This window comes from Pseudomonas sp. (assembly GCF_030690725.1).
Lineage (GTDB): Bacteria > Pseudomonadota > Gammaproteobacteria > Pseudomonadales > Pseudomonadaceae > Aquipseudomonas.
In genome coordinates this window covers 80,057-105,558 of the sequence record NZ_JAUYGD010000066.1, presented here as the reverse complement: position 1 = coordinate 105,558, position 25,502 = coordinate 80,057, and the positions used below count along the sequence as shown (strand labels likewise).

The 25,502-nt window shown below is 62.4% G+C and carries 27 protein-coding genes; 15 read left to right on the top strand and 12 right to left on the bottom strand.

What is annotated here, in order from left to right; all coding sequences use genetic code 11:
* Window positions 1–19 precede the first annotated feature (19 nt).
* The 5 genes from Q8O69_RS16540 to Q8O69_RS16520 are packed head-to-tail and all read left to right on the top strand — an operon-like array spanning window position 20 to window position 3,943.
* A complete protein-coding gene (locus Q8O69_RS16540) occupies window positions 20–751 on the top strand; it encodes an SURF1 family protein (protein ID WP_305593322.1) in 732 nt (243 codons plus the stop codon).
* Entirely contained in the window at window positions 726–1,310 is a 585-nt protein-coding gene (locus Q8O69_RS16535; RefSeq protein ID WP_305593321.1) for a hypothetical protein, read from the top strand. Before Q8O69_RS16540 ends, Q8O69_RS16535 begins: the two co-directional genes overlap by 26 nt.
* Before the next feature lie 24 nt (window positions 1,311–1,334).
* Window positions 1,335–2,375, top strand: coding sequence for a heme A synthase (locus Q8O69_RS16530; RefSeq protein ID WP_305593320.1), 1,041 nt, complete (start codon window positions 1,335–1,337; stop codon window positions 2,373–2,375).
* Window positions 2,376–2,399: 24 nt separating this feature from the next.
* Complete coding sequence (gene cyoE / locus Q8O69_RS16525; protein WP_305593319.1) at window positions 2,400–3,299, top strand: heme o synthase; 900 nt, start codon at window positions 2,400–2,402, stop codon at window positions 3,297–3,299.
* An 11-nt stretch (window positions 3,300–3,310) separates the two neighbouring features.
* Window positions 3,311–3,943: an SCO family protein gene (locus Q8O69_RS16520; RefSeq protein WP_305593318.1), complete on the top strand. Its 633-nt coding sequence runs from the start codon at window positions 3,311–3,313 to the stop codon at window positions 3,941–3,943.
* A 4-nt stretch (window positions 3,944–3,947) separates the two neighbouring features.
* Here the strand turns inward: Q8O69_RS16520 and Q8O69_RS16515 are convergent, their stop codons facing one another.
* A complete protein-coding gene (locus Q8O69_RS16515; RefSeq protein ID WP_305593317.1) occupies window positions 3,948–4,373 on the bottom strand; it encodes a VOC family protein in 426 nt (141 codons plus the stop codon).
* A gap of 110 nt (window positions 4,374–4,483) precedes the next feature.
* On the opposite strand from Q8O69_RS16515, the gene Q8O69_RS16510 reads away from it, so the two are divergent.
* Window positions 4,484–5,404 carry a LysR substrate-binding domain-containing protein gene (locus Q8O69_RS16510; RefSeq protein WP_305593316.1) on the top strand — a complete coding sequence of 307 codons (921 nt, stop codon included), beginning with the start codon at window positions 4,484–4,486 and terminating at the stop codon, window positions 5,402–5,404.
* Here the strand turns inward: Q8O69_RS16510 and Q8O69_RS16505 are convergent.
* From Q8O69_RS16505 to Q8O69_RS16475, 7 genes are all read right to left on the bottom strand, one after another.
* Entirely contained in the window at window positions 5,401–6,171 is a 771-nt protein-coding gene (locus tag Q8O69_RS16505; RefSeq protein WP_305593315.1) for a MetQ/NlpA family ABC transporter substrate-binding protein, read from the bottom strand. The two genes, Q8O69_RS16510 and Q8O69_RS16505, sit on opposite strands and share 4 nt — an antisense overlap.
* A gap of 79 nt (window positions 6,172–6,250) precedes the next feature.
* Window positions 6,251–6,928, bottom strand: a complete 678-nt coding sequence (locus Q8O69_RS16500; protein ID WP_090254404.1) for a methionine ABC transporter permease — start codon at window positions 6,926–6,928, stop codon at window positions 6,251–6,253.
* Window positions 6,928–7,935 carry a methionine ABC transporter ATP-binding protein gene (locus tag Q8O69_RS16495; protein ID WP_305593314.1) on the bottom strand — a complete coding sequence of 336 codons (1,008 nt, stop codon included), beginning with the start codon at window positions 7,933–7,935 and terminating at the stop codon, window positions 6,928–6,930. The genes Q8O69_RS16500 and Q8O69_RS16495 overlap by 1 nt, the downstream gene beginning before the upstream one ends.
* Before the next feature lie 201 nt (window positions 7,936–8,136).
* Window positions 8,137–8,991, bottom strand: a complete 855-nt coding sequence (locus tag Q8O69_RS16490; protein ID WP_305593313.1) for a PA5502 family lipoprotein — start codon at window positions 8,989–8,991, stop codon at window positions 8,137–8,139.
* A 282-nt stretch (window positions 8,992–9,273) separates the two neighbouring features.
* Entirely contained in the window at window positions 9,274–10,062 is a 789-nt protein-coding gene (gene znuB, locus Q8O69_RS16485) for a zinc ABC transporter permease subunit ZnuB (RefSeq protein WP_275959922.1), read from the bottom strand.
* Complete coding sequence (gene znuC / locus Q8O69_RS16480) at window positions 10,055–10,861, bottom strand: zinc ABC transporter ATP-binding protein ZnuC (RefSeq protein ID WP_305593312.1); 807 nt, start codon at window positions 10,859–10,861, stop codon at window positions 10,055–10,057. Before znuC ends, znuB begins: the two co-directional genes overlap by 8 nt.
* Window positions 10,858–11,343 (bottom strand): Fur family transcriptional regulator, encoded by a 486-nt coding sequence (locus Q8O69_RS16475; protein ID WP_305593311.1) that lies wholly within the window; start codon window positions 11,341–11,343, stop codon window positions 10,858–10,860. The genes znuC and Q8O69_RS16475 overlap by 4 nt, the downstream gene beginning before the upstream one ends.
* A gap of 66 nt (window positions 11,344–11,409) precedes the next feature.
* Here Q8O69_RS16475 and znuA point away from each other — a divergent pair, with 66 nt between their 5' ends.
* Window positions 11,410–12,372, top strand: coding sequence for a zinc ABC transporter substrate-binding protein ZnuA (znuA, locus tag Q8O69_RS16470; protein WP_305593310.1), 963 nt, complete (start codon window positions 11,410–11,412; stop codon window positions 12,370–12,372).
* A gap of 13 nt (window positions 12,373–12,385) precedes the next feature.
* On the opposite strand, the gene Q8O69_RS16465 is transcribed toward znuA, so the two are convergent.
* Entirely contained in the window at window positions 12,386–13,336 is a 951-nt protein-coding gene (locus Q8O69_RS16465) for a homoserine kinase (RefSeq protein ID WP_305593309.1), read from the bottom strand.
* A 15-nt stretch (window positions 13,337–13,351) separates the two neighbouring features.
* A complete protein-coding gene (locus Q8O69_RS16460) occupies window positions 13,352–13,636 on the bottom strand; it encodes a DUF2782 domain-containing protein (RefSeq protein WP_275959918.1) in 285 nt (94 codons plus the stop codon).
* 74 nt (window positions 13,637–13,710) lie between these two features.
* Here Q8O69_RS16460 and polA point away from each other — a divergent pair, with 74 nt between their 5' ends.
* Entirely contained in the window at window positions 13,711–16,554 is a 2,844-nt protein-coding gene (polA, locus tag Q8O69_RS16455; RefSeq protein ID WP_305593308.1) for a DNA polymerase I, read from the top strand.
* Between the two features lie 400 nt (window positions 16,555–16,954).
* Here polA and yihA read toward each other — a convergent pair whose 3' ends face one another.
* A complete protein-coding gene (gene yihA, locus Q8O69_RS16450) occupies window positions 16,955–17,608 on the bottom strand; it encodes a ribosome biogenesis GTP-binding protein YihA/YsxC (RefSeq protein WP_275959916.1) in 654 nt (217 codons plus the stop codon).
* A 247-nt stretch (window positions 17,609–17,855) separates the two neighbouring features.
* Here yihA and Q8O69_RS16445 point away from each other — a divergent pair, with 247 nt between their 5' ends.
* From Q8O69_RS16445 to Q8O69_RS16425, 5 genes are all read left to right on the top strand, one after another.
* On the top strand, window positions 17,856–18,146 hold the full coding sequence (locus Q8O69_RS16445; protein ID WP_275959915.1) for a cytochrome c5 family protein: 291 nt from the start codon (window positions 17,856–17,858) through the stop codon (window positions 18,144–18,146).
* 46 nt (window positions 18,147–18,192) lie between these two features.
* The gene (locus Q8O69_RS16440; RefSeq protein ID WP_305593307.1) at window positions 18,193–18,798 is read left to right on the top strand and encodes a cytochrome c; all 606 of its coding nucleotides are present in this window, start codon (window positions 18,193–18,195) and stop codon (window positions 18,796–18,798) included.
* Between the two features lie 153 nt (window positions 18,799–18,951).
* A complete protein-coding gene (locus Q8O69_RS16435) occupies window positions 18,952–19,581 on the top strand; it encodes a thiol:disulfide interchange protein DsbA/DsbL (RefSeq protein ID WP_305593306.1) in 630 nt (209 codons plus the stop codon).
* Window positions 19,582–19,604: 23 nt separating this feature from the next.
* Window positions 19,605–20,468, top strand: coding sequence for an endonuclease/exonuclease/phosphatase family protein (locus tag Q8O69_RS16430; RefSeq protein ID WP_305593305.1), 864 nt, complete (start codon window positions 19,605–19,607; stop codon window positions 20,466–20,468).
* A gap of 185 nt (window positions 20,469–20,653) precedes the next feature.
* The gene (locus Q8O69_RS16425; RefSeq protein ID WP_305593304.1) at window positions 20,654–22,525 is read left to right on the top strand and encodes a diguanylate cyclase; all 1,872 of its coding nucleotides are present in this window, start codon (window positions 20,654–20,656) and stop codon (window positions 22,523–22,525) included.
* A 6-nt stretch (window positions 22,526–22,531) separates the two neighbouring features.
* Here the strand turns inward: Q8O69_RS16425 and Q8O69_RS16420 are convergent, their stop codons facing one another.
* Complete coding sequence (locus tag Q8O69_RS16420; RefSeq protein ID WP_305593303.1) at window positions 22,532–23,950, bottom strand: DASH family cryptochrome; 1,419 nt, start codon at window positions 23,948–23,950, stop codon at window positions 22,532–22,534.
* A 181-nt stretch (window positions 23,951–24,131) separates the two neighbouring features.
* Here Q8O69_RS16420 and Q8O69_RS16415 point away from each other — a divergent pair, with 181 nt between their 5' ends.
* Together Q8O69_RS16415 and Q8O69_RS16410 are read left to right on the top strand one after the other, a co-directional pair.
* On the top strand, window positions 24,132–24,725 hold the full coding sequence (locus Q8O69_RS16415) for a MarC family protein (protein ID WP_275959909.1): 594 nt from the start codon (window positions 24,132–24,134) through the stop codon (window positions 24,723–24,725).
* The gene (locus tag Q8O69_RS16410) at window positions 24,722–25,498 is read left to right on the top strand and encodes an N-acetylmuramoyl-L-alanine amidase (protein ID WP_305593302.1); all 777 of its coding nucleotides are present in this window, start codon (window positions 24,722–24,724) and stop codon (window positions 25,496–25,498) included. The genes Q8O69_RS16415 and Q8O69_RS16410 overlap by 4 nt, the downstream gene beginning before the upstream one ends.
* Window positions 25,499–25,502 lie beyond the last annotated feature (4 nt).

The window sequence follows — 25,502 nt, the reverse complement described above, 5'->3', positions numbered from 1 at the left end:
GGGCTTTAGGGAGGTTGCTATGAGCGCCTTCCGTCCTGGCTGGCTGCCCAGCGTACTGGTGCTGTTGCTGCTTCCCTGTCTGATCGCCCTAGGCTTCTGGCAGTTGGCGCGGGCCGAAGAAAAGCGCCAGCTGCTGGCCGCACACCAGGCCCAGCAACTGGCCGCACCGATCAGCATTGATGAGCTGGAGCGCCAGCCCAACCCGGCTTACCAGCGCGTACAGTTACAGGGCTTCTTCGATGCGCGCCACGCCCTGCTGCTGGACAACCGCACCCGCGACGGCAAAGTCGGCGTCGAGGTACTGCAACCTTTTTATGATCAACCCAGCGGCCTCTGGCTGCTGCTCAATCGCGGCTGGCTGCCCTGGCCGGATCGGCGCATTACGCCAACCTTCGCCACCCCGGATACGCCGTTGCGCCTGCAGGCCACGGTGTATGTACCGCTGGGTGAAGCCTTTCAACTGCAAGGCGCGCAAGCCACTGCGGGCTGGCCGCAGGTGGTCAGTGAGGTCAAGCCGGATGACCTGTGGCAGCAACTGGGGCGCGGTGGCCTGAGCTATGAAGTACGCATCGAACCGGGCCCAGCGTCATTTCAAAGCGATTGGCCGGTTATCGCCATGAGCCCCGACAAACACCTCGGCTACGCCGTGCAGTGGTTCGCCCTGGCGGCGGCCTTGCTCTGCCTGTTTATCTATTTAGGTCTATCTAACGCGCGGGAGACTCGCCATGAACCCAGCCATCGCCCTGCCTGAAGTGTCACCCAGCCAGCGTCGCCGTGGGCGGCTGCAACTGATCTTGATTCTGGCCGTGGTTATCGGCCCGATGATCCTCGCCAGCGCCATGTACCAATGGCGCTTCTGGGTGCCGGAAACCCGCAGCTATCACGGCGAACTGATTGGCACCGGACAAACCCGCGCCGACCTCGGCGTGGTCGGTGCCGATGAGCAGCGCTGGCAGCTGCTGGTGACCGTGCCGGATGTCTGCGATGCCGCCTGCAAGGAACTGGTGTTCCTTGCCCGTCAGGTGCATATCGGCCTAAACCGTGATGTCGCTCGCGCCGCCCATGGCCTGGCCACTGCCCAACCCATTGCTGGCGACTATGACGCCCAGCTACGCCGCGAATACCCGCAGCTGGCGCGTTATCAGTTGCAGCTGGAGGCCTACGGCAAGACCGCCGGCAAGGCCGAAGGTGCGCAGCTGTGGATCGTCGATCCGCGCGGCAATCTGGTGCTGCGTTATGACGCCACCAGCAAGGGCAAGGCGATTCTCAACGATCTGCGGCATCTGCTGAAAATCTCGCAAATTGGTTAATGCTGCCTCGGCTAAGGACTGATGATGAGCAAACCCGGTTACCGTTTTGCCCTGTTCGCCACTGTGTTGGCGGTCGTGGTGGTGCTGCTCGGTGCCTATACCCGTTTAACCCATGCCGGTCTCGGTTGCCCGGACTGGCCGGGTTGCTATGGCTTTATCGGTGTGCCGATGAGCGAGCATAAACAGACCCTGGCCGAAGCGCGTTTTCCGGAAGCGCCGGTTGAAGTGGCCAAGGGTTGGTACGAGATGATCCACCGCTATTTTGCCGGCGCCCTGGGCTTGGTGATTCTTGGTCTGGCGGTGCAGGCGCTGCGTCGCCGTGGCGAAGCGGGTCAGCCACTCAAACTGCCGTTGTTTTTGCTGGGGCTGGTGACGCTGCAGGCAGCCTTTGGCATGTGGACGGTGACCCTGAAACTCTGGCCACAAGTGGTTACCGCGCATCTGCTTGGCGGTTTTGCCACCCTTAGCCTGTTGTTTCTTTTAACGTTGCGGCTATCCGGCAAGGCGGCCGCCTTGGCCAATCTGCCCGCACGCCTGCGCAGCCTGGCGGCGCTCGGACTGCTGTTGGTCGTCGGGCAGATCGCCCTTGGTGGCTGGGTCAGCAGCAACTATGCGGCGGTCGCCTGCGTTGATCTGCCGACCTGTCATGGCGAATGGTGGCCGGCGATGGACTTCGCCAACGGCTTTCATCTGACTCAGCATATCGGCCCCAACTACCTCGGCGGCCAGCTCGACAGCGACGCGCGCACCGCCATTCATATGACCCACCGCATCGGCGCGCTGCTGGTGACCCTGGTACTGCTGCTGTTGGCCTGGCAACTCAAGCGCCATGGCCTGACGCATTTGGCCGGGCTGCTGGTGCTGGCGCTGGCGGTGCAGATCAGCCTGGGTATCAGCAACGTGGTATTCCATCTGCCATTGCTGGTGGCGGTGGCGCATAACCTCGGTGGCGCAGCGCTGCTGCTGACCCTGGTGCTGATCAATTATCGGCTGCGCAGCAGCGTACGGCTGGCATCCCCGGCGACAAGCGCGCAGGCTGGTTTTGCTGCGCTGCCCGGTAAATAACAAGAACAATCGAGGAGAGACCCTATGGCTACTCTAGCGCGCGAACACCAAGCCCACGCCAGCTGGCGCGACTACCTGGAGCTGACCAAGCCGCGGGTGGTGGTGCTGATGCTGATCACCTCCTTGGTCGGCATGTTCCTCGCCACCCGTGCGGGTGTGGCCTGGGAAGTGCTGATCTTCGGCAACCTGGGCATCGGTTTGTGCGCCGGTGCGGCCGCGGCGGTCAATCATGTGGTCGATCGGCGCATCGATTCGATCATGGCGCGCACCCATAAACGGCCCGTGACGGCCGGGCGTTTGTCGCCGACCGCGGCGCTGGGTTTTGCCCTGCTGCTGGCGGTAGCCGGAATGGCGCTGCTGCTGACCTTTACCAACGAGCTGGCGGCCTGGCTGACCCTGGCCTCGCTGCTCGGCTACGCGGTCCTCTACACTGGCTTTCTCAAACGCGCCACGCCGCAGAATATCGTGATCGGCGGGCTGGCCGGTGCAGCGCCGCCGCTGCTCGGCTGGGTCGCGGTTACCGGGCATATCAGCGCCGAACCGCTGCTGCTGGTGCTGATCATCTTCGCCTGGACGCCGCCGCATTTCTGGGCCCTGGCCATCCACCGCAAGGAGGAATACGCCAAGGCCGATATCCCCATGCTGCCGGTGACCCACGGTGAGCACTACACCAAGGTGCACATCCTGCTGTACACCCTGGTGATGTTTGCCGTGACCCTGCTGCCTTATGCCATCCATATGAGCGGGCTGCTCTATCTCGCCTGCGCCGTGCTGTTGGGCGGGCGCTTTCTGTACTGGGCGGTGGTGCTGTACCGTGACAGCAAACCGCATGCGGCGATCAGCACCTTCAAGTACAGCATCTGGTATCTTTTCGCGCTGTTTATCGCCCTGCTGGTCGACCACTATCTGCTGTTAAACCTGTAATCGTTGGTGCCATGAGCCGAACCCAGATCACCGTTTTTGTTCTCGTTGCTATCGTCGCCCTGGTGCTGGGCCTGACCGTCAACAAGGTGCTGACCAGCAAGGGCCAGGGTGATCCCACCGTGCTGCTCGATGCCGGCATCGTTCTACTGCCACAGAGCCGCAGCCTACCGGAGTTGAACCTGACCAATCAGGATGGGCAGACAGTGGCGGTCGATCAGCTTAAGGATCAGTGGAGCCTGCTGTTCTTCGGCTACACCTTCTGCCCGGATATTTGCCCAGCCACCCTCGCCCAACTGCGCCAACTGCAAGGCCAGCTACCGCCGGAAACCCTGGCCAAGCTGCGCATCGTGCTGGTCACGGTTGACCCGCACCGCGACACGCCGGAGCAGTTGAAGAAGTACCTGGATTATTTCGACGCAGGCTTTATCGGCCTGACCGGCGAGGAAGCGACCATCCAGAAACTGGCCAACGGCGTCAGCATTCCGTTTATCCCGGCCGATACCAGCAAGGAAAACTACACCGTCGATCACAGCGGCAACCTGGTGCTGATCGGCCCCGACGGCAAGCAGCGCGGCTTTATCCGCGCGCCGATCAACAACACCAAGCTGGCTGCGCAGCTGCCCGGCCTGCTTGATCGCCCATAACGCGCTATTTGGCAAACAGCTGACTGATGTCCTTGAACGCCTTGAACTCCAGGGCGTTGCCGCACGGGTCGAGCAGGAACAGCGTGGCCTGCTCGCCGACCTGGCCGGCGAAGCGTACATAGGGTTCGATCACAAATTGCGTGCCCTTGGCCTGTAGCCGCGCCGCTAGTACCTGCCAATCATCCCAGCCCAGCACCACACCGAAATGCGGCACCGGCACGTCGTGGCCATCCACCGGGTTGCTGTGCGCTTCTTCCTGATACGTCATCTTTGGCGCCTGGTGAATCACCAGTTGGTGGCCGAAGAAGTCGAAATCCACCCAGTGCGCGCTGCTGCGACCCTCCGCGCAACCGAACACCTCGCCATAGAAGTGCCGGGAGGCAGCCAGGTCGTAGACGGGAATTGCCAGGTGAAAGGGTGCGAGCGCCATGCTGGAGTTCCTTGAAAGGGCGGTCTGCTGATTCTCAGTAACAGCGATTCTGATTAAAAGCGAATATCCTTGCTCGCAAGCACAAACAAAATTGATCAGTCGAGGCGTCAATGCTGCGCGAGTTGAAAACCTTTTTGGCGGTGGCGCGGCATGGCACCTTCGCTGCGGCTGGCCAGCAGGTCGGTTTGACTCAGTCTGCGGTGAGCGCGCAGATGCGTGTGCTGGAGCAGGGGCTGGGCGTCCGCCTGTTCGAGCGCAGTGGACGCTCGGCGGTGCTCAATGCTGCCGGTCGGCATGCCTTGCCGCTGGCGGAGCAGATGCTCGGGCTGTATGCGCAGATGGCCTTGCCGACCAGTGCGGCTGAGTGGCAGGGCGAGCTCAAGGTCGGCGCGATTGCCACGCTGCAGACCGGTTTGCTGCCTGAGGCCTTGCCGCGTTTTCGCGCGGCGGCCCCGCGAGTCGAGCTGAAGCTGGTGCCGGGCGTATCGCTAAACCTGCTGAGCCAGATCGATGCTGGTGAGTTGGACCTGGCGCTGCTGATCAAGCCGCCGTTCGAGCTGCCCAAGGAGCTGCTGCAGATCAGTCTGGCGCGCGAGCCGTTTGTGCTGATCACCCCGCTCGGCGTGACGGAGGATGATCCGTTGCAGATCCTCGCCGAGCAGCCGTTCGTGCGTTACGACCGGCGCTCGTTCGGCGGGCGACGGGTCAACCAGTTCCTCCGCGAGCAGCGCCTGACGGTGCAGGAAGCACTGGAGTTGGATGAGCTGGAGGCCATCGTGCGGATGGTCGAGTGCGGGCTTGGCGTGTCGCTGATTCCGCGTGCGGGCCTGTGGCTGCAGCGGCCAACCCAGTTGCGAGTGATCGAGCTGGGCGAGCTGACTTTCCACCGCGAGCTGGTGGCGATATTGCGCCGCGCTCAGCGTCAGCCGGCTCTGGACTGCCTGCTGGACTGTCTGCGCGAGGCCGCCTTAAACGACAAACCCCGCACGGGGCGGGGTTTGGCAGAGGGTGCAGCTAACGCGGAGTCTTAGAACGCCGGAACTACGGCGCCCTGATACTTCTCAGCGATAAAAGCTTTCACTTCGGCGCTGTTCAGTGCCTTGGCCAGTTTCTGCAGGGCAGCGTTGTCCTTGTTATCGGCACGCGCAACCAGGATGTTGACGTACGGCGAGTCGTTACCTTCGATGATCAGCGCATCCTTGGTTGGGTTGAGCTTGGCTTCCAGGGCGTAGTTGGTGTTGATCAGCGCCAGGTCGACTTGGGTCAGCACGCGCGGCAGGGTGGCCGCTTCCAGTTCACGCACCTTGATGGTTTTCGGGTTCTCGACGATGTCTTTCGGCGTGGCGAGGATGCCGGCTTCCGGCTTCAGGGTGATAAGCCCGGCCTTTTGCAGCAGCAGCAGGGCACGGCCGCCGTTGGTGGCGTCGTTAGGGATCACCACGTTGGCGCCTTGCGGCAGGTCGGCGAGGGTTTTGTGCTGGCTGGAGTAGGCGCCGAAGGGCTCGACGTGCACGCCGGCAACGCTGACCAGCTCGGTGCCACGGCTCTTGTTGAATTCATCCAGGTACGGCTGGTGCTGGAAGAAATTGGCATCCAGGCGCTGCTCGGCAACTTGTACGTTCGGCTGCACGTAGTCGGTGAACACCTTGATGTTCAGCTCAACGCCTTCGGCGGCCAGGGCCGGCTTAACGAACTCGAGGATTTCCGCGTGCGGTACGGCGGTGGCGGCGACGCTCAGGCTTTCAGCCTGGGCGGAAAAGGCTGCCAGGGCAGCGACAGCAACGATCAGTTTTTTCATCGTAAAGCTCCTTGTGGGATGTGTGCGGAGGCCGGCAGGTAACCGGTATCCCGCTGTCTTGTGCGCCCCGTGGGGCACGTTATTTTCTAGAAAAGTGCACCACCAGCTTGTCGCCGACGGTTTGTAGAATCTGTACCAGCACCAGCAGCAGGATCACCGTCACCGCCATCACGTCTGGCTGATAGCGCTGATAACCGTAACGCACGGCCAGGTCGCCGAGGCCGCCGCCGCCAATCAGGCCGCTCATGGCGGTGTAGGACACCAGGGTAATGGCGGTCACGGTGATGGCGGCGATGATGCCGGGCAGCGCCTCGGGCAACAGGGCGTTGACCACAATCTGCCGGGTGGTCGCGCCCATGGCCTGGGTCGCTTCGATAATCCCGCGATCAACTTCACGCAGTGCGGTTTCCACCAGCCGCGCGAAGAATGGCGTGGCCCCGACCACCAGCGGTGGAATGGCCCCGGCGACGCCCAGCGAGGTGCCAGTGACGATCACCGTGAAGGGGATCATCACGATCAGCAGGATCACGAACGGCACCGAGCGCAGGATATTCACCAGCAGCGACAGGAAGCCGTAGAAGGCCTTTTGTTCGAACATCTGCCGTGGGCTGGTAAGAAACAGCAGCACGCCCAGCGGCAGGCCGAGCAGCACGGTAAACAGCATGGAGCCACCGAGCATGCTCAGGGTGTCCAGGCTGGCGTAGCCGATTTCCGCCCAATCAACGTTGGGTAGCAGGCGAGTCAGTAAGGCTTCCATTAGCGCAGCACCTCCAGATGCACGTCGGCGGCTTCGAATCGCGCCAGCGCGGCGTCAAGGTCGCCGCCGGTCAGGGCCAGGGTCAGCTGGCCGTAGGGGGTGTTCTTGATACGGTCGATGCGCCCGGCGAGGATGCTGTAATCCACCCCGGTCTCACGTGCCACGGTGCCCAGCAGCGGCGCGTAGGTGGCCTCGCCCTGGAAGGTCAGGCGCAGGATACGTCCGGCGACATGGGCGAAATCATCGCGCTGTTCGTTCTCGTCGATCTGCTCGGCTTCCTGGACAAAGCGCTTGGTGGTGGCGTGCTGCGGATGCAGAAACACCTCGGCCACCGGGCCTGACTCGACAATCATGCCGGCATCCATCACCGCCACGCGGTCGCAGACGCGGCGGATCACATCCATCTCGTGGGTGATCAGCACAATGGTCAGGTTCAGCTCGCGGTTGATCTCGGCCAGCAGCTGCAACACCGAGGCGGTGGTCTGCGGGTCAAGGGCGCTGGTGGCCTCGTCGCACAGCAGAATCTTCGGCTCGGTGGCCAGGGCGCGGGCAATGCCGACGCGCTGCTTCTGTCCGCCGGAGAGCTGCGCCGGGTACTTGTTGGCGTGATCCTGTAGGCCGACCCGCGCCAGCAACTCAGTCACGCGGGCATTGATCGCACTGCGCGGCAGCTCGCCGGCCAATTTGAGCGGCAGGGCGACGTTGTCGGCGACGGTCTTCGATGAGAGCAGGTTGAAGTGCTGGAAGATCATCCCGACCTGCTGGCGGAAACGCCGCAGGCCGTTGGCATCGAGCGCGGTGACATCTTCACCGTCGATCTCGATACGCCCGCCGGAAGGCTGTTCCAGGCGGTTGATCAGGCGCAGCAGGGTGCTTTTGCCGGCGCCGGAGTGACCGATGATGCCGAACACTTCGCCCCGGGCAATCTGCAGATCGCTCGGTTGCAACGCGGGGATGTCCTGACCACTGACGCGATACGCCTTGTGGACCTGATGAAAATTGATCACGGAATAAACCTTTTGGGTTTTTCGGGCTGCCGGGTAGGCCGAAACGGCGGCTAGTCTACCCGGCGCTGTTTAGGTCGCAAAAATCTTTGTAGACCTATGGTTATAGCTAAATTGCATTAGATGACTGACAGCTCTGGGCAGTGTAGTCAGCGCCAATGCAAACGACCGGGCAAGCCCGGTCGTTGTGCTGCCCAAGCCGTGTCAGCGCTTGGGGGTGAGCACCAGCTGCGGCACCTGAGCGGGCTTGATCACCTGGCTTATGCGCGGGTTGAAACTCGGGTCCAGGCGTTTGATCCGCGCATTGAGCAGGGACGCAACCCAGGGGAAGTCCTTGGCCTGGCGCACTTCGATGCGCACCGCGCAATTGAACGCGACCATATCCGCCGCCACACCGTCGAGCAGGCTGCGCAGGCGCTCGTTGTCCTGGTTATCCAGCATCGGCATGCCGATCACGCTGCTGGCGGCGGCCGGGTCGATCAGCCGAGCCTGCGGCTTGGCCGGTGCAGGTGCTTCGATTGGCGGGGTATTCGGCAATTGAGTCGCCTGAATCGCGGCGGCCTGACGTTCAGCCGCCAGGCGCAGCTGACGCGCTTGTTCCAGGCGCGCGGCTTCGGCCTGGGCGGTCGCCTGCTCAGCGGCACGGCGCTGCTGTTCGGCGGCGGCCAGTTCGGCTTCACGGGCCTGGGTGATTGCGCCATCGAGCCCTGTGGTCAGTGCCGGTGCTTGCGGCATCAGGCTGCGGGCTCGGCTCAGGGCCTTGGTGGCGTTATCCAGATCGCCGGCCTGCAGGGCTTTCTGGCCTTGTTGCAGGTGCGCTTCGGCGAGCTGGCGCTGGTATTGCTCTAGGCGCGTATCGCCGGCGGCGCGTTGCTGCAGGCTGCCGAGCTGGCTTTCGGCGCCGCTCAGGTCACCACTGGCGAGGCTCTGGTCGAGCTGGCGAAAGGCGCTGACCAGATCATCCACCGGCAGGTTGGCCGGTTGTTGCGGCGCGTTTTGGCAGCCGGCCAGCAGCAGAACCAGAATCAGGGGAAATCCACGGAAAACGAACGACTTCATTACTGCGCGTCTCGAATTGTGCAAAAAACGCGCAAGTCTACACTGCGCTCGGGGGCATCACCAATCTTTCAGGTGGTTCGCCTTGGCAGGCTGCGTAGGGTGGGTTAGCGACGCCATGCCTCGTACTTCCGGGCACCGCCCCTTTGGCGCGTCGCGTAACCCACCAGGCGATCTGCCGTGTTGCGTCGATGGTGGGTTACGGCGCAACGGCAAATCGCACCGGCCATTCAGCTTGTAACAAGCGCCTAACCCAGCCTACGAGAAGTCGTTTAACCGCAGGTATCAGGCGGTTCGCCGTGGCAGGGCAAAGCTCAGTAAAAACAGGGTTGCCGCGCTGACCACGATGGACGGCCCGGCCGGAGTGTCCTGAAACCACGACAGACTCAGCCCGCCGCACACCGCGACAATCCCCAGCAGGCTGGCGCCAAACGCCATCTGTTCCGGGGTGCGCGCATGGCGCTGGGCGGCAGCGGCCGGAATGATCAGCAGGGAGGTGATCAGCAGCACGCCAACGATCTTCATCGCCACGGCGATCACCACCGCGATCAACAACATCAGGCTCAGGCGAATCGCCGCCACCGGCAGGCCTTCGACCTTGGCCAGCTCTTCATGCACGGTAATCGCCAGCAGCGGCCGCCATAGCAGCGCCAACAGCACCAGCACCAGGGCGCTGCCGCCGATAATCCAGGCCAGGTCGGTGGGGCCGACGGCCAGCAAATCGCCGAACAAATAGCCCATCAGGTCGATGCGCACATCCTGCATAAAGCTCAGCACCACCAGGCCCAGCGACAAGGTGCTGTGGGCGAGGATGCCGAGCAGGGTGTCGGAGGCCAGCGGCTGGCGGCTTTGCAGGGTCACCAGCAGCACCGCCAGGAGTACGCAACCGACGGTTACCGCCAGGGTTGGACTGACATCCAGCATCAGCCCGAGGGCTACGCCGAGCAGTGCGGCATGCGACAGGGTGTCGCCGAAATAGGCCATGCGCCGCCACACCACAAAGGAACCCAGTGGGCCGGCAACCAGCGCCAGGGCCAGGCCGGCGAGCAGGGCGTTGAGCAGAAAATCAGCCATGCTTGCAGCCATCTCCGTGGATATGCGGTTTTAACGGGCCTTTGATGCTCAGGCCGGCCGGCGTTTCAGTGACCACCGCGCCATGCAGGTCGTGCTCATGGTCGTGGTGGTGGGTGTAGACGGCCAGGCTCTTGGCGTCCTCGCCGAACAGTTCGACAAAGGCCGGATCGAAGCTGACCTGCTCCGGATGCCCGGAACAGCAGACGTGACGGTTGAGGCAGACCACCTGATCGGTGGTGCTCATCACCAGGTGCAGGTCGTGGGAGACCATCAGCACGCCGCAGCCATGACGGTCACGCAGCTGGGTGATCAGGCGGTACAGCTCGGCCTGGCCGGCGACATCGACGCCCTGCACCGGTTCATCCAGCACCAGCAGTTCCGGTTCGCGCAGCAGGGCGCGGGCCAGCAGCACACGCTGCAGTTCGCCGCCAGAGATGCTTTGCAGCGGGCTGTCGATCACCTGCTCGGCACCGACTTCGGCCAGTGCTGCCTGCACATCCGCGCGGGTGACGCCCGGTACCAGGCGCAGAAAACGCAGCACCGAGAGCGGCAGGGTGGCATCGACATGCAGTTTCTGCGGCATATAGCCGACGCGCAGTTTAGGCTTGCGCCAGACACTGCCGGTGTCGGGTTTGAGCAGGCCAAGCACGGCGCGCACCAGGGTGGTTTTGCCCGCACCGTTGGGGCCGATCAGGGTGACGATTTCCCCAGGCTTCACGCTGAGCTGCACATCCTGCAGCACGCTCTGCCCGGCGAAGGTCACACCGACCCCGGCTAGGCGGATCAGGGCGTCGCTCATGCGGGCTCCCGGCAGCCTGCGCAGAGGCCGACCACTTCCACCGTCTGGCTTTCCACGGCGAAGCCGACACCGGCTGCGCTGCTAATGATGGCGTCGCTGATCGTCGCCTGCTCCAGTTCGATGGCCGCATGGCAGCCCCGGCAGATCAGGAATTGGCCCTGGTGGGCGTGCTCCGGATGGCTGCAGCCGACAAAGGCGTTAAGCGAGGCGATGCGGTGCACCAGGCCGTTTTCCAGGAGGAAATCCAGGGCGCGGTATACCGTCGGCGGGGCGGCGCGGCGGCCGTCTTCATCGCTCAATACGCCGAGGATGTCGTAGGCGCCCAGCGGCTTGTGGCTGGCCCAGACCAGTTCCAGCACGCGTTTGCGCAAGGTGGTCAGGCGCAGCCCCTGGCGCGTGCAGATGCTTTCCGCCTCGGCCAGGGCATGGCTGACGCAATGAGAATGGTCGTGTGGGCGTGAAGCCAGGGGCGCTTGAGTCATGGGCAACGACGAATAAGGTGAGAGACGTTATTATATTACCCGTTCCTTTCCGCTTGAGTGCTCCCCGTGTTGCGTCTTTTTCCGGCTTTTGCCTTGTTGTTTATCACTTTTCCCCTGAGTTTCGCGGTTCACGCCGATGTGCGCGTGCTGACCAGCATCAAGCCGCTGCAGCTGATTGCCGCTGCCGTGCAGGATGGCGTTGGCCAGCCGGATGTACTGCTGCCGCCGGGTGCCTCACCGCACCACTACGCACTGCGCCCCTCCGATGTGCGCAGCGTGCGCGACGCCGACCTGCTGTACTGGGTCGGCCCGGATCTGGAAAGCTTCCTGCCGCGCGTCCTGGCCGGCCGCGACAAGCCGAGTGTGGCCGTGCAGAATTTGCCAGGTATGTACCTGCGCCATTTCGGCGACAGCACTGGGCAACACACCGAGCATCAGGATGATCACGCAGATCACGCAGATCACGCAGACGCCGACGCCGACCAGCATGACCATGCGCATCGCCCCGGCAGCCTGGATGCGCACCTCTGGCTGCTGCCGGCCAATGCTCGGGTGATTGCAGGCAAGATCGCCACCGACCTGGCGCTGGCCGACCCCGCCAATGCCGCGCGTTATCAGGCGAATGCCCAGGCGTTCGGCGAGCGTCTGGATGCTCTGGATCAACGCCTGAAAACCCGCCTGAACGGCCTGGCTGGCAAGCCCTACTTCGTTTTCCACGAAGCTTACGACTATTTCGAAGCCGCCTACGGCCTCAAGCACGCCGGCGTGTTCAGCGTACTCGGTGAAGTACAGCCGGGCGCCCAGCACGTCGCCGCCATGCGTAAGCGCCTGCAACAAGCTGGGCCGACCTGCGTCTTCAGCGAGCCGCCATTTCGCCCACGGCTGGCGCAAACCCTGACTGCCGGCCTGCCGGTCACCCTGGCTGAACTGGACGCAATAGGTGGCGTCTTGCCGGTGAATGCAAACGGCTATGAGGCCTTGCTGGAAAACCTGGCGGACGAACTGGCGGGTTGTCTGGAGGCGCTGTAGTTAGCGCCCGGTTCTAGAACGCGAATGGCAACGCCAGCTCAACCTGCTGGCGCTGGGCCAGGCGCCGCTGGAATTCCGCGGGATCGTGGATCAGCACTTCCTGGCCTGCGAAGGATTCCGCGGCAATCAGACGTGACAGCCAGAAGCGCACGCAGGCGATGCGCAGCATGGCCGGCCATAGTTCGGCTTCTGCCGCAGTAAATGGCCGCAAGCCGGCATAGGCACCGAGCAGCGCTTGCGCGCGTTTGCTGTCGAGGCTGCCGTCTTCGCAAGAGCACCAGTCGTTCAGGGCAATCGCCAGGTCGTAGAGCATCGGCCCCGAGCAGGCGTTGTAGAAGTCGATCACCCCAGCCAGGTGGTTGCCGTCGAACAACACATTGTCGCGGAACAGGTCGGCATGCAGATTGGCCTGCGGCAAGGCGAGGATGCTCGGCTTGAGCGTGTGGATTTCCGCCAGCGCATCGCGCAGCAGCGGCAACTGTTGATCGGGCAGCTGCAAGGCCAGGCTCGGCCCTTCGGCCAGCATCCAGTCCAGGCCACGATCACTCTTGCGCGGCAGCGGCTGATTGCGCGTGGCCAGATGGATGCGCGCCAGCAGTGCGCCGACCTCCTGGCAGTGATGCGGGTTGGCCTCATGTACATGCTTGCCAGCCAGGCGCGGCTGCAACAGCGCCGGCTTTTCCGCCAGGCTGCGCAACGCCTCACCGCTGGCCGTGCGCAGGGCATAGGGCACCGGCAGACCGGCGCCGTGCAGCACGTCGAGCAGTTCGATAAAGAACGGCAAATCGGCGCTTGGGCCGCGCTCGATCAGGGTCAGAACGAATTCGCCCCGCTCCAAGCTGACGAAGAAATTGCTGTTCTCGCTGCCCGCAGCAATGCCCTGGAAGTCGCGTAAGCGACCCAGGCCATAGGGGGCGAGAAACGCCTCGAGCTCGTGGCGCTCAAGCGGGGTAAACACCGACATCGCAGAACTGCCTTCTTACCAGCTGAAAATTTCCCAGGCCGGAATCAACATATCCGGGCTGTCCGAACGGACGAAGTTGCCATCGCTGCCATCGGCGCGTACCAGGAAGTACGGTTTGCCGCCTTTAGGGATGACCTTGACCGCGTAGAGAAAACCGTTGACCCGGTATTCATGGATGGTCTTGTCGCCGTCCTGGCGAATGGTTACATCCGGGTCGGCCGAAACCGGGTCTTCGGCGTGGGCGACCAGGGTGGTGAATGCCAGCAGGCTGGCGAGCAACAGGCGATTGAGTGCGCGCATGATAACCTTGTCCCTTTGATTCCAATGGTGCAGCCATTCTACCGCTGCCCCCGCCGAAAAGGTTGATCCTGCTCATGAGCCAAGCCCCTCTCGTTCTGGTTGACGGTTCTTCTTACCTTTACCGAGCCTTCCACGCGCTGCCGCCGCTGACCACCTCCAAGGGCTTGCCCACGGGGGCGGTGAAGGGCGTGCTGAACATGCTCAAGAGCCTGCGCAAGCAGTACCCGAAAAGCCCGTTTGCCGTGGTGTTCGACGCCAAGGGCGGGACCTTCCGCGATGAAATGTTCGCCGAGTACAAGGCCAATCGCCCGTCGATGCCCGATGAGCTACGCGTCCAGGTCGAGCCGCTGCACGCCAGCGTTAGGGCCATGGGCTACCCGCTGCTGTGCGTCGAGGGCGTCGAGGCCGATGACGTGATTGGCACCCTGGCCCGCCAGTGCGCCGCCGAGGGCCGTGACGTGGTGATTTCCACCGGCGACAAGGACATGGCCCAGTTGGTTTGCCCGCACGTTACGCTGGTCAACACCATGACCGGTAGCGTCTACGACATCGATGGCGTGAAAGCGAAATTCGGTGTCGGTCCTGAGCTGATCATCGATTACCTGGCGCTGATGGGCGACAAGGTCGATAACATTCCCGGCGTGCCGGGCGTGGGCGAAAAGACCGCGCTGGGCTTGCTGGTCGGGGTCGGCGGCGGCCTCGATGTGCTCTACGCCAACCTCGATAAAGTCCCGGAACTGCCGATCCGCGGCGCCAAGACCCTGCCGGCCAAACTCGCCGAGCACAAGGACATGGCCTACCTGTCCTACGCCCTGGCGACCATCAAGCTGGATGTGCCGCTGAATATCGCCATCGACTCGCTGCACCCGGGCGAGATGGATGTGCCTGCGCTGGTCGAGTTGTACGCCGAGCTGGAATTCAAGACCTGGCGCGATGAGTTGCTGCGCAGCAACCCGGCTCCAGCAGCCAAAGCGCCAATTGCTGCGGCGGACGATATGTTTGCCCTGGCCCCCAGCGCCAGTGCCGTCGCAGTCGCAGCACCGGCCGCTGCAGCGACTGCAGTCGAAACGCCCTCTGCCGAACAGCCCGCGCCGGCCGCCTTGGGCGATTACACGTGCATCCTGGAGCAGGCGCAGTTCGACGAGTGGCTGGAGAAACTGCGCAATGCCGAACTGATCGCCTTCGACACCGAAACCACCGGCCTGGATGCGCAACAGGCGCAGCTGGTTGGCCTGTCGTTTGCGGTTAAGGCCGGCGAGGCGGCGTATATCCCGGTCGCGCATTCTTATATGGGTGTGCCGACCCAACTGGATCGCGATGCGGTGCTTAAGGCGCTAAAGCCGATTCTCGAAGACCCGAAAAAAGCCAAAGTCGGTCAGCACGCCAAGTACGACATCAATATCCTCGCCAATGCCTCGACGCCAATTGCGGTGCAGGGCGTGGCTTTCGACACCATGCTCGAATCCTATGTGCTGGACTCCACCGCCACCCGTCACGATATGGACAGCCTGGCGCTCAAGTACCTGGATCACAGCAATATCCGTTTCGAGGACATCGCCGGCAAAGGCGCCAAGCAGCTGACCTTCGACCAGATCGATCTGGCCCAGGCCGCGCCCTATGCCGCCGAAGATGCCGACGTGACCCTGCGTCTGCACCAGCATCTGTGGGCCAAATTGTCGGCTGAGCCGAGCCTGGCCAAGGTGCTGCAGGAAATCGAGATGCCGCTGGTGCCGGTGCTGGCGCGTATCGAACGCCAGGGCGCGCTGGTGGATGCCAACCTGCTCGGCCTGCAAAGCAACGAGCTGGGCGAGAAACTGGTGGCGCTGGAGCGTCAGGCCTTCGAGATTGCCGGTGAAGAATTCAACCTGGCCTCACCCAAGCAGCTGGGCGTGATTCTTTACGAGAAACTGGGTTTGCCGGTGCTTAGCAAAACCGCCAAGGGCCAGGCCTCGACCGCCGAAGCGGTGCTGGCCGAACTGGCCGAGCAGGACTTCGAGTTGCCCAAGGTGCTGATGCAGTACCGTTCCTTAAGCAAACTGAAAAGCACCTACACCGACCGCTTGCCGGAGCAGATCAACCCGCGCACTGGGCGTATCCATACCAGCTATCACCAGGCCGTAGCCGCCACCGGGCGCTTGTCGTCCACCGACCCGAATCTGCAGAACATTCCGATCCGCACCGCTGAAGGCCGGCGTATTCGCCAGGCCTTTGTCGCGCCGAAGGGCTACAAGCTGCTGGCGGCGGACTATTCGCAGATCGAGCTACGCATCATGGCCCACCTGGCCAAGGACGAAAGCCTGCTGGATGCCTTCCGCCATGGCCGCGATGTGCACAAGGCCACCGCTGCCGAGGTGTTCGGCGTACCGCTGGATCAAGTCACCGGTGATCAGCGCCGCAGCGCCAAGGCGATCAACTTCGGCCTGATCTACGGCATGAGCGCCTTCGGCTTGGCCAAGCAGATCGGTTGCGACCGCAAGCAGGCGCAGGCCTATATCGATGTGTATTTCGCCCGCTATCCCGGTGTGCTGGCCTATATGGAGCGCACCCGCGAGCAGGCTTCCGAGCAGGGCTTTGTCGAAACCCTGTTCGGCCGCCGTCTGTACCTGCCGGATATCCACGCGAAGAACCAGGCGCTGCGCAAAGGCGCCGAGCGCACCGCGATCAACGCGCCGATGCAGGGCACCGCAGCGGACATCATCAAGCGTGCGATGGTCACCGTGGACAACTGGCTGAGCGAGTCCGGCCTGGATGCCAAGGTCATCCTGCAGGTGCACGACGAACTGGTGCTGGAGGTGCGTGAGGATCTGCTCGAGCAGGTCAGCGCGCAGATCAAGCCGCTGATGGGCAATGCCGCCGCGCTGGATGTGCCGCTGCTGGTGGAAGTGGGTGTGGGCGATAACTGGGATGAAGCCCACTGATTAACGTCCCACAGCCCGGCTGCAGCGCCCGGATGGCGGGCGCTAAAGGCGCATGAGTATCAATACAGGGCTGCTTATAACTAATTAATTACGCCACGATCCTGAACTTTGCCTCGGCTTAACCACTCAGAGTTTATGAATGGCCTAGACCGCCATTCGATGCTCCTTTGTTGTGTTAAGTGTTGGCAGATTCTGGACCCCGCCCTAGCGGTTCAGATGTTGAACCCCGAAACTTCCCTCCCCCATAAGAAGTTTCGGGGTTTTTTTATGGCTTGCCATCCATGGCAGCCACCCTCCGGGCCGTCGCTGCGCGACGTTAAAAATGACTCCCGGTCATTTTTTATGCCTGTGATTCATGGCAGGCCCATCGGACACGCCGTTTCATTCGTGGCGTCTTTAATCAGGCGTCGACTTCTTCGTCTTCCGGCAGGGCAAACTCACCCAGTTGCATCCATTGCGCCAGTACTTCCTGAGCGTCTTCGATGCCAATGCGCTTGGGCGCAGAGAACAACTGGATGCTCACGCGATCACCCCAGCCCTTTTGAATATCTTGGCGAACCTTGAGCAAGGTGTTCTTCGCTGCACCAAAAGCCAGCTTATCGGCCTTGGTCAGCAGGATGTGCATGGGCATTTCGCTGGCAACTGACCAGTCCAGCATAAGGATATCGAACTCGGTCAGCGGCTTGCGGATGTCCATCATCAGCATCAGGCCGCGCAGGCATTCGCGGCTGCCCAGATAGGCTTCCAGGTGTTTCTGCCAGTGCAGTTTCAGCGGGATGGGCACCTTGGCGTAGCCATAACCCGGCAGGTCGACCAGGCGGCGCTCTTCGTCGAGCTTGAAGAAGTTGAGCAACTGGGTGCGCCCCGGCGTCTTCGAGGTGCGTGCCAGGCTGGCGTGGGTCAAGGTGTTCAGCGCGCTGGATTTACCGGCGTTGGAGCGCCCGGCAAAGGCCACTTCGTGGCCGAAATCTTCAGGGCACTGATCAACTTTGGCCGCGCTGATAAGGAAAGTAGCCTGTTGGCACAGACCGATAATGGGGTTCTTGGCTTGCATCTGGGTATCCGTGAGGGCGAGCGTAGAGTGGCGTTACAGGCGCGATGCCCTTGCGACATTTGCGCGCAGCCTGCCTGTTGGCGCATAGCGCGGCAAGCTGCGTCGTTTCCGTTTCAATGACGCCAGTATATAATGGCGCAGATTTTGTGTGCGCTTTCTCCCGCTGTTGGATAAGTGTTCACGGGAACGATTTAGATCATCTGCCCCTAGAAAGCAGTACGTTCCCCTCCCTGATGAGGTTGATCTGATGAAAAACTTGCTGATTGCAGCCAGTGTATTGATGCTGTCGTTGAGTGCTCAGGCTGCACAGGACCCGGAAGCCGTTTATGCGCGTTCTTGTGGGGTGTGCCATAACGGGGCGATTCCCACTGCGCCGCTGAAAGGCGACAAGGCTGCCTGGGAACCGCGCCTGGCCAAAGGCACCGATGCACTGGTACAGAGCGTTACCAATGGTTTGGGTGCCATGCCGCCACGTGGGTTGTGCATGGACTGCTCGGCCGAGGACTACCAAGCCGTCATCAAGTTGATGACCGAGTAAGCCCGGCTTATAAACTCTTTCTCTTAGCCGTAAATTGGATTAGCTGATGAACAAAGTACTCGTGAGTCTGCTGTTGACCCTGGGCATCACCGGCCTGGCACATGCCGCAGGCAATGCTGAAGCCGGTCAGGGTAAGGTTGTTGTGTGTGGTGCGTGCCATGCTGCCGATGGTAATAGCGCTGCACCGAACTTCCCGAAACTGGCTGGTCAAGGCGAGCGTTACTTGCTCAAACAGCTGAAGGACATCAAGTCCGGTGCGCGCCCTGTGGTGGAAATGACCGGGATGCTCGATGGCCTGAGCGATCAAGACCTGGAAGACATCTCCGCCTACTTCGCCAGTCAGCAGATGAGCGTTGGCGCAGCCGACCCGAAACTGGTCGAGCGTGGCGGCGAGCTGTTCCGCGGCGGCAAACTGGCTGAAGGCATGCCTGCCTGCACCGGCTGCCATTCGCCGAACGGCGCAGGTCTGGATGCCGCCGGTTACCCGCAACTGGGTGGCCAGCATGCAACCTACATCGCCAAGCAGCTGACCGACTTCCGCGAAGGCGACCGTACCAATGACGGCGACAGCATGATCATGCGTTCCATCGCAGCCAAGCTGAGCAACAAGGATATCGAAGCGGTATCCAGCTTTATCCAGGGTCTGCATTGATCCGCTAACACCGCGACATGTCGTAATGAAATAGGGTGGCTCAGGCCACCCTTTTTCGTTGTGCGCATCGCTACAATGCACGGAACCCCAGATTGCTTCGCGGGTCGAACTTCGGTTCGTCATCACGCACCGTTTATAGCCAAGGAGTAACGCATGCGTAACCTGATCCTCAGTGCCACTCTCGTCACCGCCAGCCTGTTTGGCCTGAGCGCTCATGCCGAGCCGATTGAAGCGGGCAAGCAGTACGTCGAGCTGAACAACCCGGTAGCGGTTGCCAAGCCGGGCAAGATCGAAGTGGTCGAGCTGTTCTGGTACGGCTGTGGCCATTGCTACAAGTTCGAAGAAACCATCAACCCGTGGATCGACACCCTGCCGGAAGATGTCAATTTCGTGCGCATCCCGGCCATGTTCGGCGGTATGTGGAACGTCCATGGTCAGCTGTTTATCACCCTTGAAGCGATGAAAGCTGAGCACAAGGTGCATGCCGCAGTGTTCGACGCCATCCACGTGCAGGGCAAGAAGCTCGCGACCCCTGAAGAGATGGCCAGCTTCCTGGCGGCCGAAGGCATCGACAAGGACGCCTTCCTCAAGACCTACAACTCCTTCGGTGTGAAGAGCCAGCTGGAAAAGGCCAAGAAACTGGCCATGGCTTACCAGATCACCGGCGTGCCAGTGATGATCGTCAACGGCAAATACCGTTTCGACATCAGCAGCTCGGGTGGCCCGCAGCAAACGCTGCAAGTGGCCGATCACCTGATCGCCAAAGAACGCGCCGCGCAGTAATTGGCGTGCGCGGATAACGCGTAATGCTCAGGCGCTGGCCGGCCAGAAGGGCGATTGACCTGTGCGATCCACAGGTCAATCCACGTTGTGCGCCAGCGGCTGACTGGCCGCAGAATGGCAGCCTGCGGCTGCTCAGTTTCAATATCCAGGTGGGCATCAGCACCCAGCGTTACCACCACTACCTGACGCGCAGCTGGCAGCATGTGCTGCCGCATGCCGGGCGCAGCGGCAATCTGCAACGGATTGGCGATCTGCTCGGTGATTTTGACCTGGTCGCGCTGCAGGAAGTCGATGGCGGCAGCCTGCGTTCGGGCTACGTCAATCAGGTCGAGCACCTCGCGCACCTCGGCGCGTTCCCTTTCTGGTACCAGCAACTCAACCGCAATCTTGGCCGCTTGGCGCAGCACAGCAATGGCGTGCTCAGCCGCTTGCGCCCCAGCTTGCTGGAGGATCATCCGCTGCCCGGCCCACCCGGCCGTGGTGCGATGTTGCTGCGCCTCGGCGAAGGGTCGGATGCGGTTGCCGTGGTGATGATGCACCTGTCCCTTGGCGCGCGTACTCGCACGCGCCAGTTGGCCTATATCCGCGAACTGCTGAGCGACTATCGGCACATCGTGCTGATGGGCGATATGAACACCCATGCCAATGACCTGCTGCTGCATTCGCCACTGCGCGACCTTGGCCTGCTCGCCCCGCAGATCGAGGCGACCTTCCCCAGTTGGCGGCCGCAGCGCTGCCTTGACCACATTCTGCTCAGCCCCGGCTTGCCGCTGGAGCGCTGTGAGGTGCTATCGCAGCCGATCTCCGACCACCTGCCGGTGGCGGTGCAAATTCGTCTGCCCACTTCACTGTATGGGCCGGCAGCGCCTATGCTGATTGAGTCCTAAGAACCTGTTTATGATCTGCTGCGCGTCGGCCCTGCTGCGTTAAAAACAGGCTCGGAATGCTCATTTACACCAGTAAACTCCGCTTCCTCGCCGTTTTGACCAGCCGGAGGCTGTTACTAACGTAGCGCCTTGCAGGACTCTAGCTCGCGAGATCGGAAATCAGCTTCTACGTTTGGACTGCAACCATGACCGATGATGCCCAGCGCTGGAAAAGCAAGTACCTGGAAAGCCTGGAACAGCAAGAGAAACTCGAACGCAGCTGGGATGCCCGACTCGACCTGCTAAGACGCGGCTTGGTGCGCAGCTCGCTGGCCGCCGAGGGCAGTGATAAGTCGGTTGACCAGTGCATGCAGGAGCTGCGCGATATTCTGCGTCGCGACGATATCGATGCCGGCCTGTCGGCGCTGATTCCGCGCCTGGAAAAAGCCGTGCTGGATTCGGAAAAGCGCCGCCAGGATCGGGTCGAGCAAAATATCTCTGGGGTCACCAGCCTGACCGATCAGCTGCTCGCCCTGGAACCGCCGCGTGAGGTGCGCAAGGCGCTCAAGCAATTTGCCAAGCGCATCGAGGAACGTGCCAGCCAACCGCGCGAACTGCCGGCGCTGCTCAGCGAATTAAGCAGCCTGCAGCAGCAGGCCCTGGCCGCGCTTGAGGCTGAGCCCAACCAGGCGCGGCCGGGGTTCCTCCAGCGTCTGTTCGGCGGCAAGGAGCCTGCGTCTGGCAGCCCTGCCGCTAGCGAGCCGGCTCTGGTCGATATAACGCAATCCGCAGCGCCTGCCCCGGCCGTTGCCGCGCAACCTCAACCGCAAACCACCCCAGCGGCTGCTGAAACGGTGGTGAAGCCGAACAACGAGGCGCCTGCGCCCGTCGCACCGCTCACCCCAGGTTCTGCGACAGAAGCACAGCCTGTGGTGGCCGAAGTGCCCAGCACAGCAGCGGCGCCTGCAATAGTTGCAGCAGCCCAGGGTTCTGCTGATCCGGCCTACGCCCTGCCGGAAATTCCTGAGCCGGGTTACAGCGCCGTCGCCCCGCACATCGGCGACAGCCTGATGGGCCTGCTTGATGAACTGGAGCTGCCGGAGCGTCATCAGCCTCAGGGCGAAGCCTTGCGCCAGCGCGTGCAGGGCGGCCTGAACTGGTATGAGCTGGTGTCGGTGCTGGATGACCTGGCGGTGCTGGTGCTGGCCGTGACCGACAGCGGCCAGCGCGAGTTTGCCAGCTACCTGAAACAGCTCAACGAACGCCTGGCGTCATTTCTCACCACCCTCAGTGAGGCCCATGAGGGCTACAGCGAGTCGGTGGAAAGTGCGCGCAGCTTTAATCTGGAACTGCGCGAGCAGGTCAGTGGTTTGCAGGCCAGCGTGCAGGATGCGGTCGATTTGCCAACCCTCAAGCAATCCCTGGAGGCGCGCCTGGAGGGTTTGCTCAGCACCGTCAGCGAGCACCAGAAGCACCGCGACGGCCATGAGGAAGAAGTGGCGCAGCGCCTGCAAAGCCTGACCCAGAAGGTCGCCGATATGGAGCAGGAAGCGCAGAGCTTCCGCGATCACCTTGAAGAGCAGCGGCAAAAAGCCCTGATCGATCCGCTGACTGGCCTGCCCAATCGCGCCGGCTGGACCGAACGCCTGGAGCTGGAGATGGCGCGCTGGAAGCGTTATGGCGGCGAGCTGCTGTTGGCGGTGCTGGATATCGACCACTTCAAGCGAATCAACGACGGCTACGGCCACCTGGCCGGCGACAAAGTGTTGAAGATTATTGCCGGCGAGCTGGCCAAGCGCCTGCGCAAGACCGATTTTATTGCCCGTTTTGGCGGCGAGGAATTTGTGCTGCTGATTCCCTCGACGCCCATGGAAGGCGGTCACCAGCTTCTGCAAACCCTGCTCGATGGCGTTGAACAGTGCCCGTTCCACTTTCGTGGCGAGCGCGTGACCATCACCCTGTCGGCTGGCCTGACCGCCTTTGTTGGTGATGAAGGCAGTGACAAGGTGTTCGAACGTGCCGACCAGGCGCTGTACCGCGCCAAGAGCGGTGGGCGTAATCGAGTCGAGTTGAGCTAACTCGGTTCACGCCACTGCGTGCAGGTAAGGCTTCCAACTCTCCGGAATGCTGTCCAGCTGCGGGTAGCCGAGGCTGCGCAGATGCCCGCCAGCGAGCAGGAAAGGCGTATGCCGCAGCGCCTGCGGTACATCGCGCAGCTCCGGTAGCCAGAGGCTGACGTACTGCGCCTCGGGGTCGTATTCACGGGCCTGGCGCAGAGCATTGAACACCCGGTTGTGCCGTGGATCGTTGCCTACGCCAGCCAGGTAAGCCCAGTTGCCCCAGTTGCTGGCCGGGTCGTAATCGATCAGGTGTTCCTCGAACCAAGCCGCGCCGTGGCGCCAGTCCTGCTGCAGGTCATTGATCAGATAGCTGGCGACCACCTGCCGGCCGCGATTGGACATAAAACCGGTGGCAGCCAGTTCGCGCATATTGGCATCTACCAGCGGCATGCCGGTGCGCCCGCGTGACCAGTCCTGAAAGCGTTGATCCAGCTGCTGCGGTGCCCGTTCGGTGGCTTTCAGGCCACCGGCCTTGAACAGCGCGCTGCCGTGGCGAATCAGGGTCCAGCGGAAGAAGTCGCGCCAGAGCATTTCCACCCACAGCCAGTGAGTAGAGTCGTTGCGTTTGAACTGCGCCTCATGCCGCCGCAGCTCGGCCACCACACGGCGTGCAGAGAGGCTGCCATTGGCCAGCCAGGGCGAAAACTTCGATGAGTATTCGCTGCCGATCATGCCGTTGCGGGTGTCCTTGTACTGCCGCACGCCCTGGGTTTTCCACAGGTAGTCACGCAGCCGGCCCAGCGCCGCGGGTTCGCCGCCGGAGAACGGAAAGGCGCTGGCCGGCACACTGAGCGGCTCGCCAAGGCCCAATTGCGACAGCGTCGGCAACGGTTGCATCAGCGCCAGCGCACCATCGGGCAGCCCTGGTAAACGATCCGGCGCATGGCGTGGCTGGAATACCTGCAGGCGTTCTTCCACCAGGCTGCGGAAGCGGCTGAACACATGCGGCAGTTGTTCGACACCGAAAGGCAGTTCATCTGTGCGCAACAGGTTGTTGGCCGGCGTCTGCTGCAGGGGAATGTCACCGAGACGCCGGGCTACGCGGGCCACCTGGGCGCGTTCGTCGGGGGCGATTTCCTCCAGGGTCAGTACCTGGTCCAGGTTGAACTGGGCGACCAGCTGGGGAATCGCCTGCTCCGCCGAGCCGATCACCAGCAGCAGGTGCGAGCCGCGCTGGCGCAATTCGCCCTCCAGCGCCACCAGGCTTTCCAGCAGAAAGCGCGCGCGGTGCACGCCCATACGGCGCATGCCAAATTCATTGAGCTGCAGCAGTGCCGGGTCCAGCACATACACCGGTAGCAAGCATTCGGCGGTCAGGCCCGCCTGCAGGGCGGGGTGGTCATCAAGGCGTAGATCCTGTTTGAACCACAGCAGTGCGCGCATGGTGGTGATCTCCTAATCAATACAAAAGCTGTACAGAATTTCCGTATTTGTACAGATTTCAGTCTAGCAGCGTCCATCACGCCTTGCCCAGGCAATAGACCAGCGTGGCGTTTCTGCCTGATCAAAGGCGTTTTCTGCCGGCATACGCACTAAACTCTGCCGATCTGTTGAGGAGCGTTTCATGGAAATTTTCGGCATCGCCGCGTTGATCTTTCTGGTCACTGACCCCTTCGGTAATATCGCCATCTTTATCGCCGCGCTGAAGAACGTGCCGGCCAAGCGCCGCCTGTGGGTCGCCGCGCGTGAGCTGTTGTTCGCCCTGGCGCTGTTGCTGCTGTTCCTTACCTTTGGTGACAAAGTGCTCAGCGCCTTGGGCCTGTCGCGGGAGGCAACCGCGATTGCCGGCGGTATCATCCTGTTCGTGATCGCCATGCGCCTGATCTTCCCCGGCCCGCAAGGGGTGTTGGGTGATGTGCCGGATGGCGAGCCGATGCTGGTGCCGTTGGCCACCCCGGCGGTGGCCGGGCCTTCAGCCCTGGCGGTGTTGATGACCCTGCGCAATACCCACGACGGGCCGCTCTGGGAACTCTATGCCGCGGTGCTGCTGGCCTGGGCGGCGACCGCATTTATTCTGTTGCAGGCCTCGCTCCTGCAGCGTTTTCTCGGACCTCGCGGGTTGACCGCAGTGGAGCGGCTGATGGGCATGCTGTTGATCATGCTCAGCGTCGATATGCTGCTGGATAACCTGCAAAGCGTGTTGCATATCAGCCCATGAAAGTTCTGTGTTTAAGTTTTCTGGTTTTGTTGCTGGCCGGTTGCAGCAGCGGTTTACGCATCGACGATAGCCATACCGCCAGCGGGCAGAACAGCCGCGTGCAGTACATCGTGCTGCACTACACCTCCACCGATCTGGCGCGCTCGCTACAGCTACTGACCGAGACCGACGTCAGCAGCCACTACCTGGTCGGCGAAGCGCCGCCGACCATCTACCGCCTGGTCGATGAAAACCGCCGCGCCTGGCATGCCGGCGATAGCCAGTGGCAAGGGCGCACCTGGCTCAACGGCACCACGATTGGCATCGAGCTGGTTAACCAGGGTTTCTACGACACCCCCAATGGCCGCTACTGGCAGCCCTTTGCCCCGGCGCAGATCGATGCGCTGATCGTGCTGCTCAAGGACATCATGCAGCGCCACCAGCTGGCTCCCGGTAGCATCCTGGCGCACAGCGATGTCGCCCCGCAGCGCAAGGTCGACCCCGGCCCGCTGTTCCCCTGGAAGCGCCTGGCCGATGCCGGCCTGATGCCTTGGCCGGATGCCGCCGAGGTAGCGCGTGAGCAGGCGCTGTTCAGTGCCAGCCTGCCGAGCGTGCAGTGGTTTCAGGAGCAGTCGGCGCGCCAAGGCTATGCCGTGCCCAGCCATGGCGAGCTGGACCAGGCCACGCGCAACGTGATTGCCGCCTTGCAGATGAAATACCGCCCGGCGCGCTATGACGGCGAGCCGGATGCCGAGACGGCGGCGTTGCTGCTGGTGCTTAACCGCCAGCTGTAACGTG

Coding starts and splice junctions, on each gene's coding strand:
- Q8O69_RS16490 (WP_305593313.1), bottom strand. CDS start 8,991: ATGAAGTCGTTCGTTTTCCGTGGATTTCCCCTGATTCTGGTTCTGCTG.
- yihA (WP_275959916.1), bottom strand. CDS start 17,608: ATGCAAGCCAAGAACCCCATTATCGGTCTGTGCCAACAGGCTACTTTC.
- Q8O69_RS16500 (WP_090254404.1), bottom strand. CDS start 6,928: ATGGAAGCCTTACTGACTCGCCTGCTACCCAACGTTGATTGGGCGGAA.
- Q8O69_RS16535 (WP_305593321.1), top strand. CDS start 726: ATGAACCCAGCCATCGCCCTGCCTGAAGTGTCACCCAGCCAGCGTCGC.
- Q8O69_RS16440 (WP_305593307.1), top strand. CDS start 18,193: ATGAACAAAGTACTCGTGAGTCTGCTGTTGACCCTGGGCATCACCGGC.
- Q8O69_RS16505 (WP_305593315.1), bottom strand. CDS start 6,171: ATGAAAAAACTGATCGTTGCTGTCGCTGCCCTGGCAGCCTTTTCCGCC.
- Q8O69_RS16460 (WP_275959918.1), bottom strand. CDS start 13,636: ATGCGCGCACTCAATCGCCTGTTGCTCGCCAGCCTGCTGGCATTCACC.
- Q8O69_RS16410 (WP_305593302.1), top strand. CDS start 24,722: ATGAAAGTTCTGTGTTTAAGTTTTCTGGTTTTGTTGCTGGCCGGTTGC.
- cyoE (WP_305593319.1), top strand. CDS start 2,400: ATGGCTACTCTAGCGCGCGAACACCAAGCCCACGCCAGCTGGCGCGAC.
- Q8O69_RS16475 (WP_305593311.1), bottom strand. CDS start 11,343: ATGACTCAAGCGCCCCTGGCTTCACGCCCACACGACCATTCTCATTGC.
- znuB (WP_275959922.1), bottom strand. CDS start 10,062: ATGGCTGATTTTCTGCTCAACGCCCTGCTCGCCGGCCTGGCCCTGGCG.
- Q8O69_RS16465 (WP_305593309.1), bottom strand. CDS start 13,336: ATGTCGGTGTTTACCCCGCTTGAGCGCCACGAGCTCGAGGCGTTTCTC.
- Q8O69_RS16435 (WP_305593306.1), top strand. CDS start 18,952: ATGCGTAACCTGATCCTCAGTGCCACTCTCGTCACCGCCAGCCTGTTT.
- znuC (WP_305593312.1), bottom strand. CDS start 10,861: ATGAGCGACGCCCTGATCCGCCTAGCCGGGGTCGGTGTGACCTTCGCC.
- Q8O69_RS16530 (WP_305593320.1), top strand. CDS start 1,335: ATGAGCAAACCCGGTTACCGTTTTGCCCTGTTCGCCACTGTGTTGGCG.
- Q8O69_RS16430 (WP_305593305.1), top strand. CDS start 19,605: ATGCTCAGGCGCTGGCCGGCCAGAAGGGCGATTGACCTGTGCGATCCA.
- Q8O69_RS16445 (WP_275959915.1), top strand. CDS start 17,856: ATGAAAAACTTGCTGATTGCAGCCAGTGTATTGATGCTGTCGTTGAGT.
- Q8O69_RS16420 (WP_305593303.1), bottom strand. CDS start 23,950: ATGCGCGCACTGCTGTGGTTCAAACAGGATCTACGCCTTGATGACCAC.
- Q8O69_RS16540 (WP_305593322.1), top strand. CDS start 20: ATGAGCGCCTTCCGTCCTGGCTGGCTGCCCAGCGTACTGGTGCTGTTG.
- Q8O69_RS16520 (WP_305593318.1), top strand. CDS start 3,311: ATGAGCCGAACCCAGATCACCGTTTTTGTTCTCGTTGCTATCGTCGCC.
- Q8O69_RS16415 (WP_275959909.1), top strand. CDS start 24,132: ATGGAAATTTTCGGCATCGCCGCGTTGATCTTTCTGGTCACTGACCCC.
- Q8O69_RS16510 (WP_305593316.1), top strand. CDS start 4,484: ATGCTGCGCGAGTTGAAAACCTTTTTGGCGGTGGCGCGGCATGGCACC.
- Q8O69_RS16425 (WP_305593304.1), top strand. CDS start 20,654: ATGACCGATGATGCCCAGCGCTGGAAAAGCAAGTACCTGGAAAGCCTG.
- polA (WP_305593308.1), top strand. CDS start 13,711: ATGAGCCAAGCCCCTCTCGTTCTGGTTGACGGTTCTTCTTACCTTTAC.
- Q8O69_RS16515 (WP_305593317.1), bottom strand. CDS start 4,373: ATGGCGCTCGCACCCTTTCACCTGGCAATTCCCGTCTACGACCTGGCT.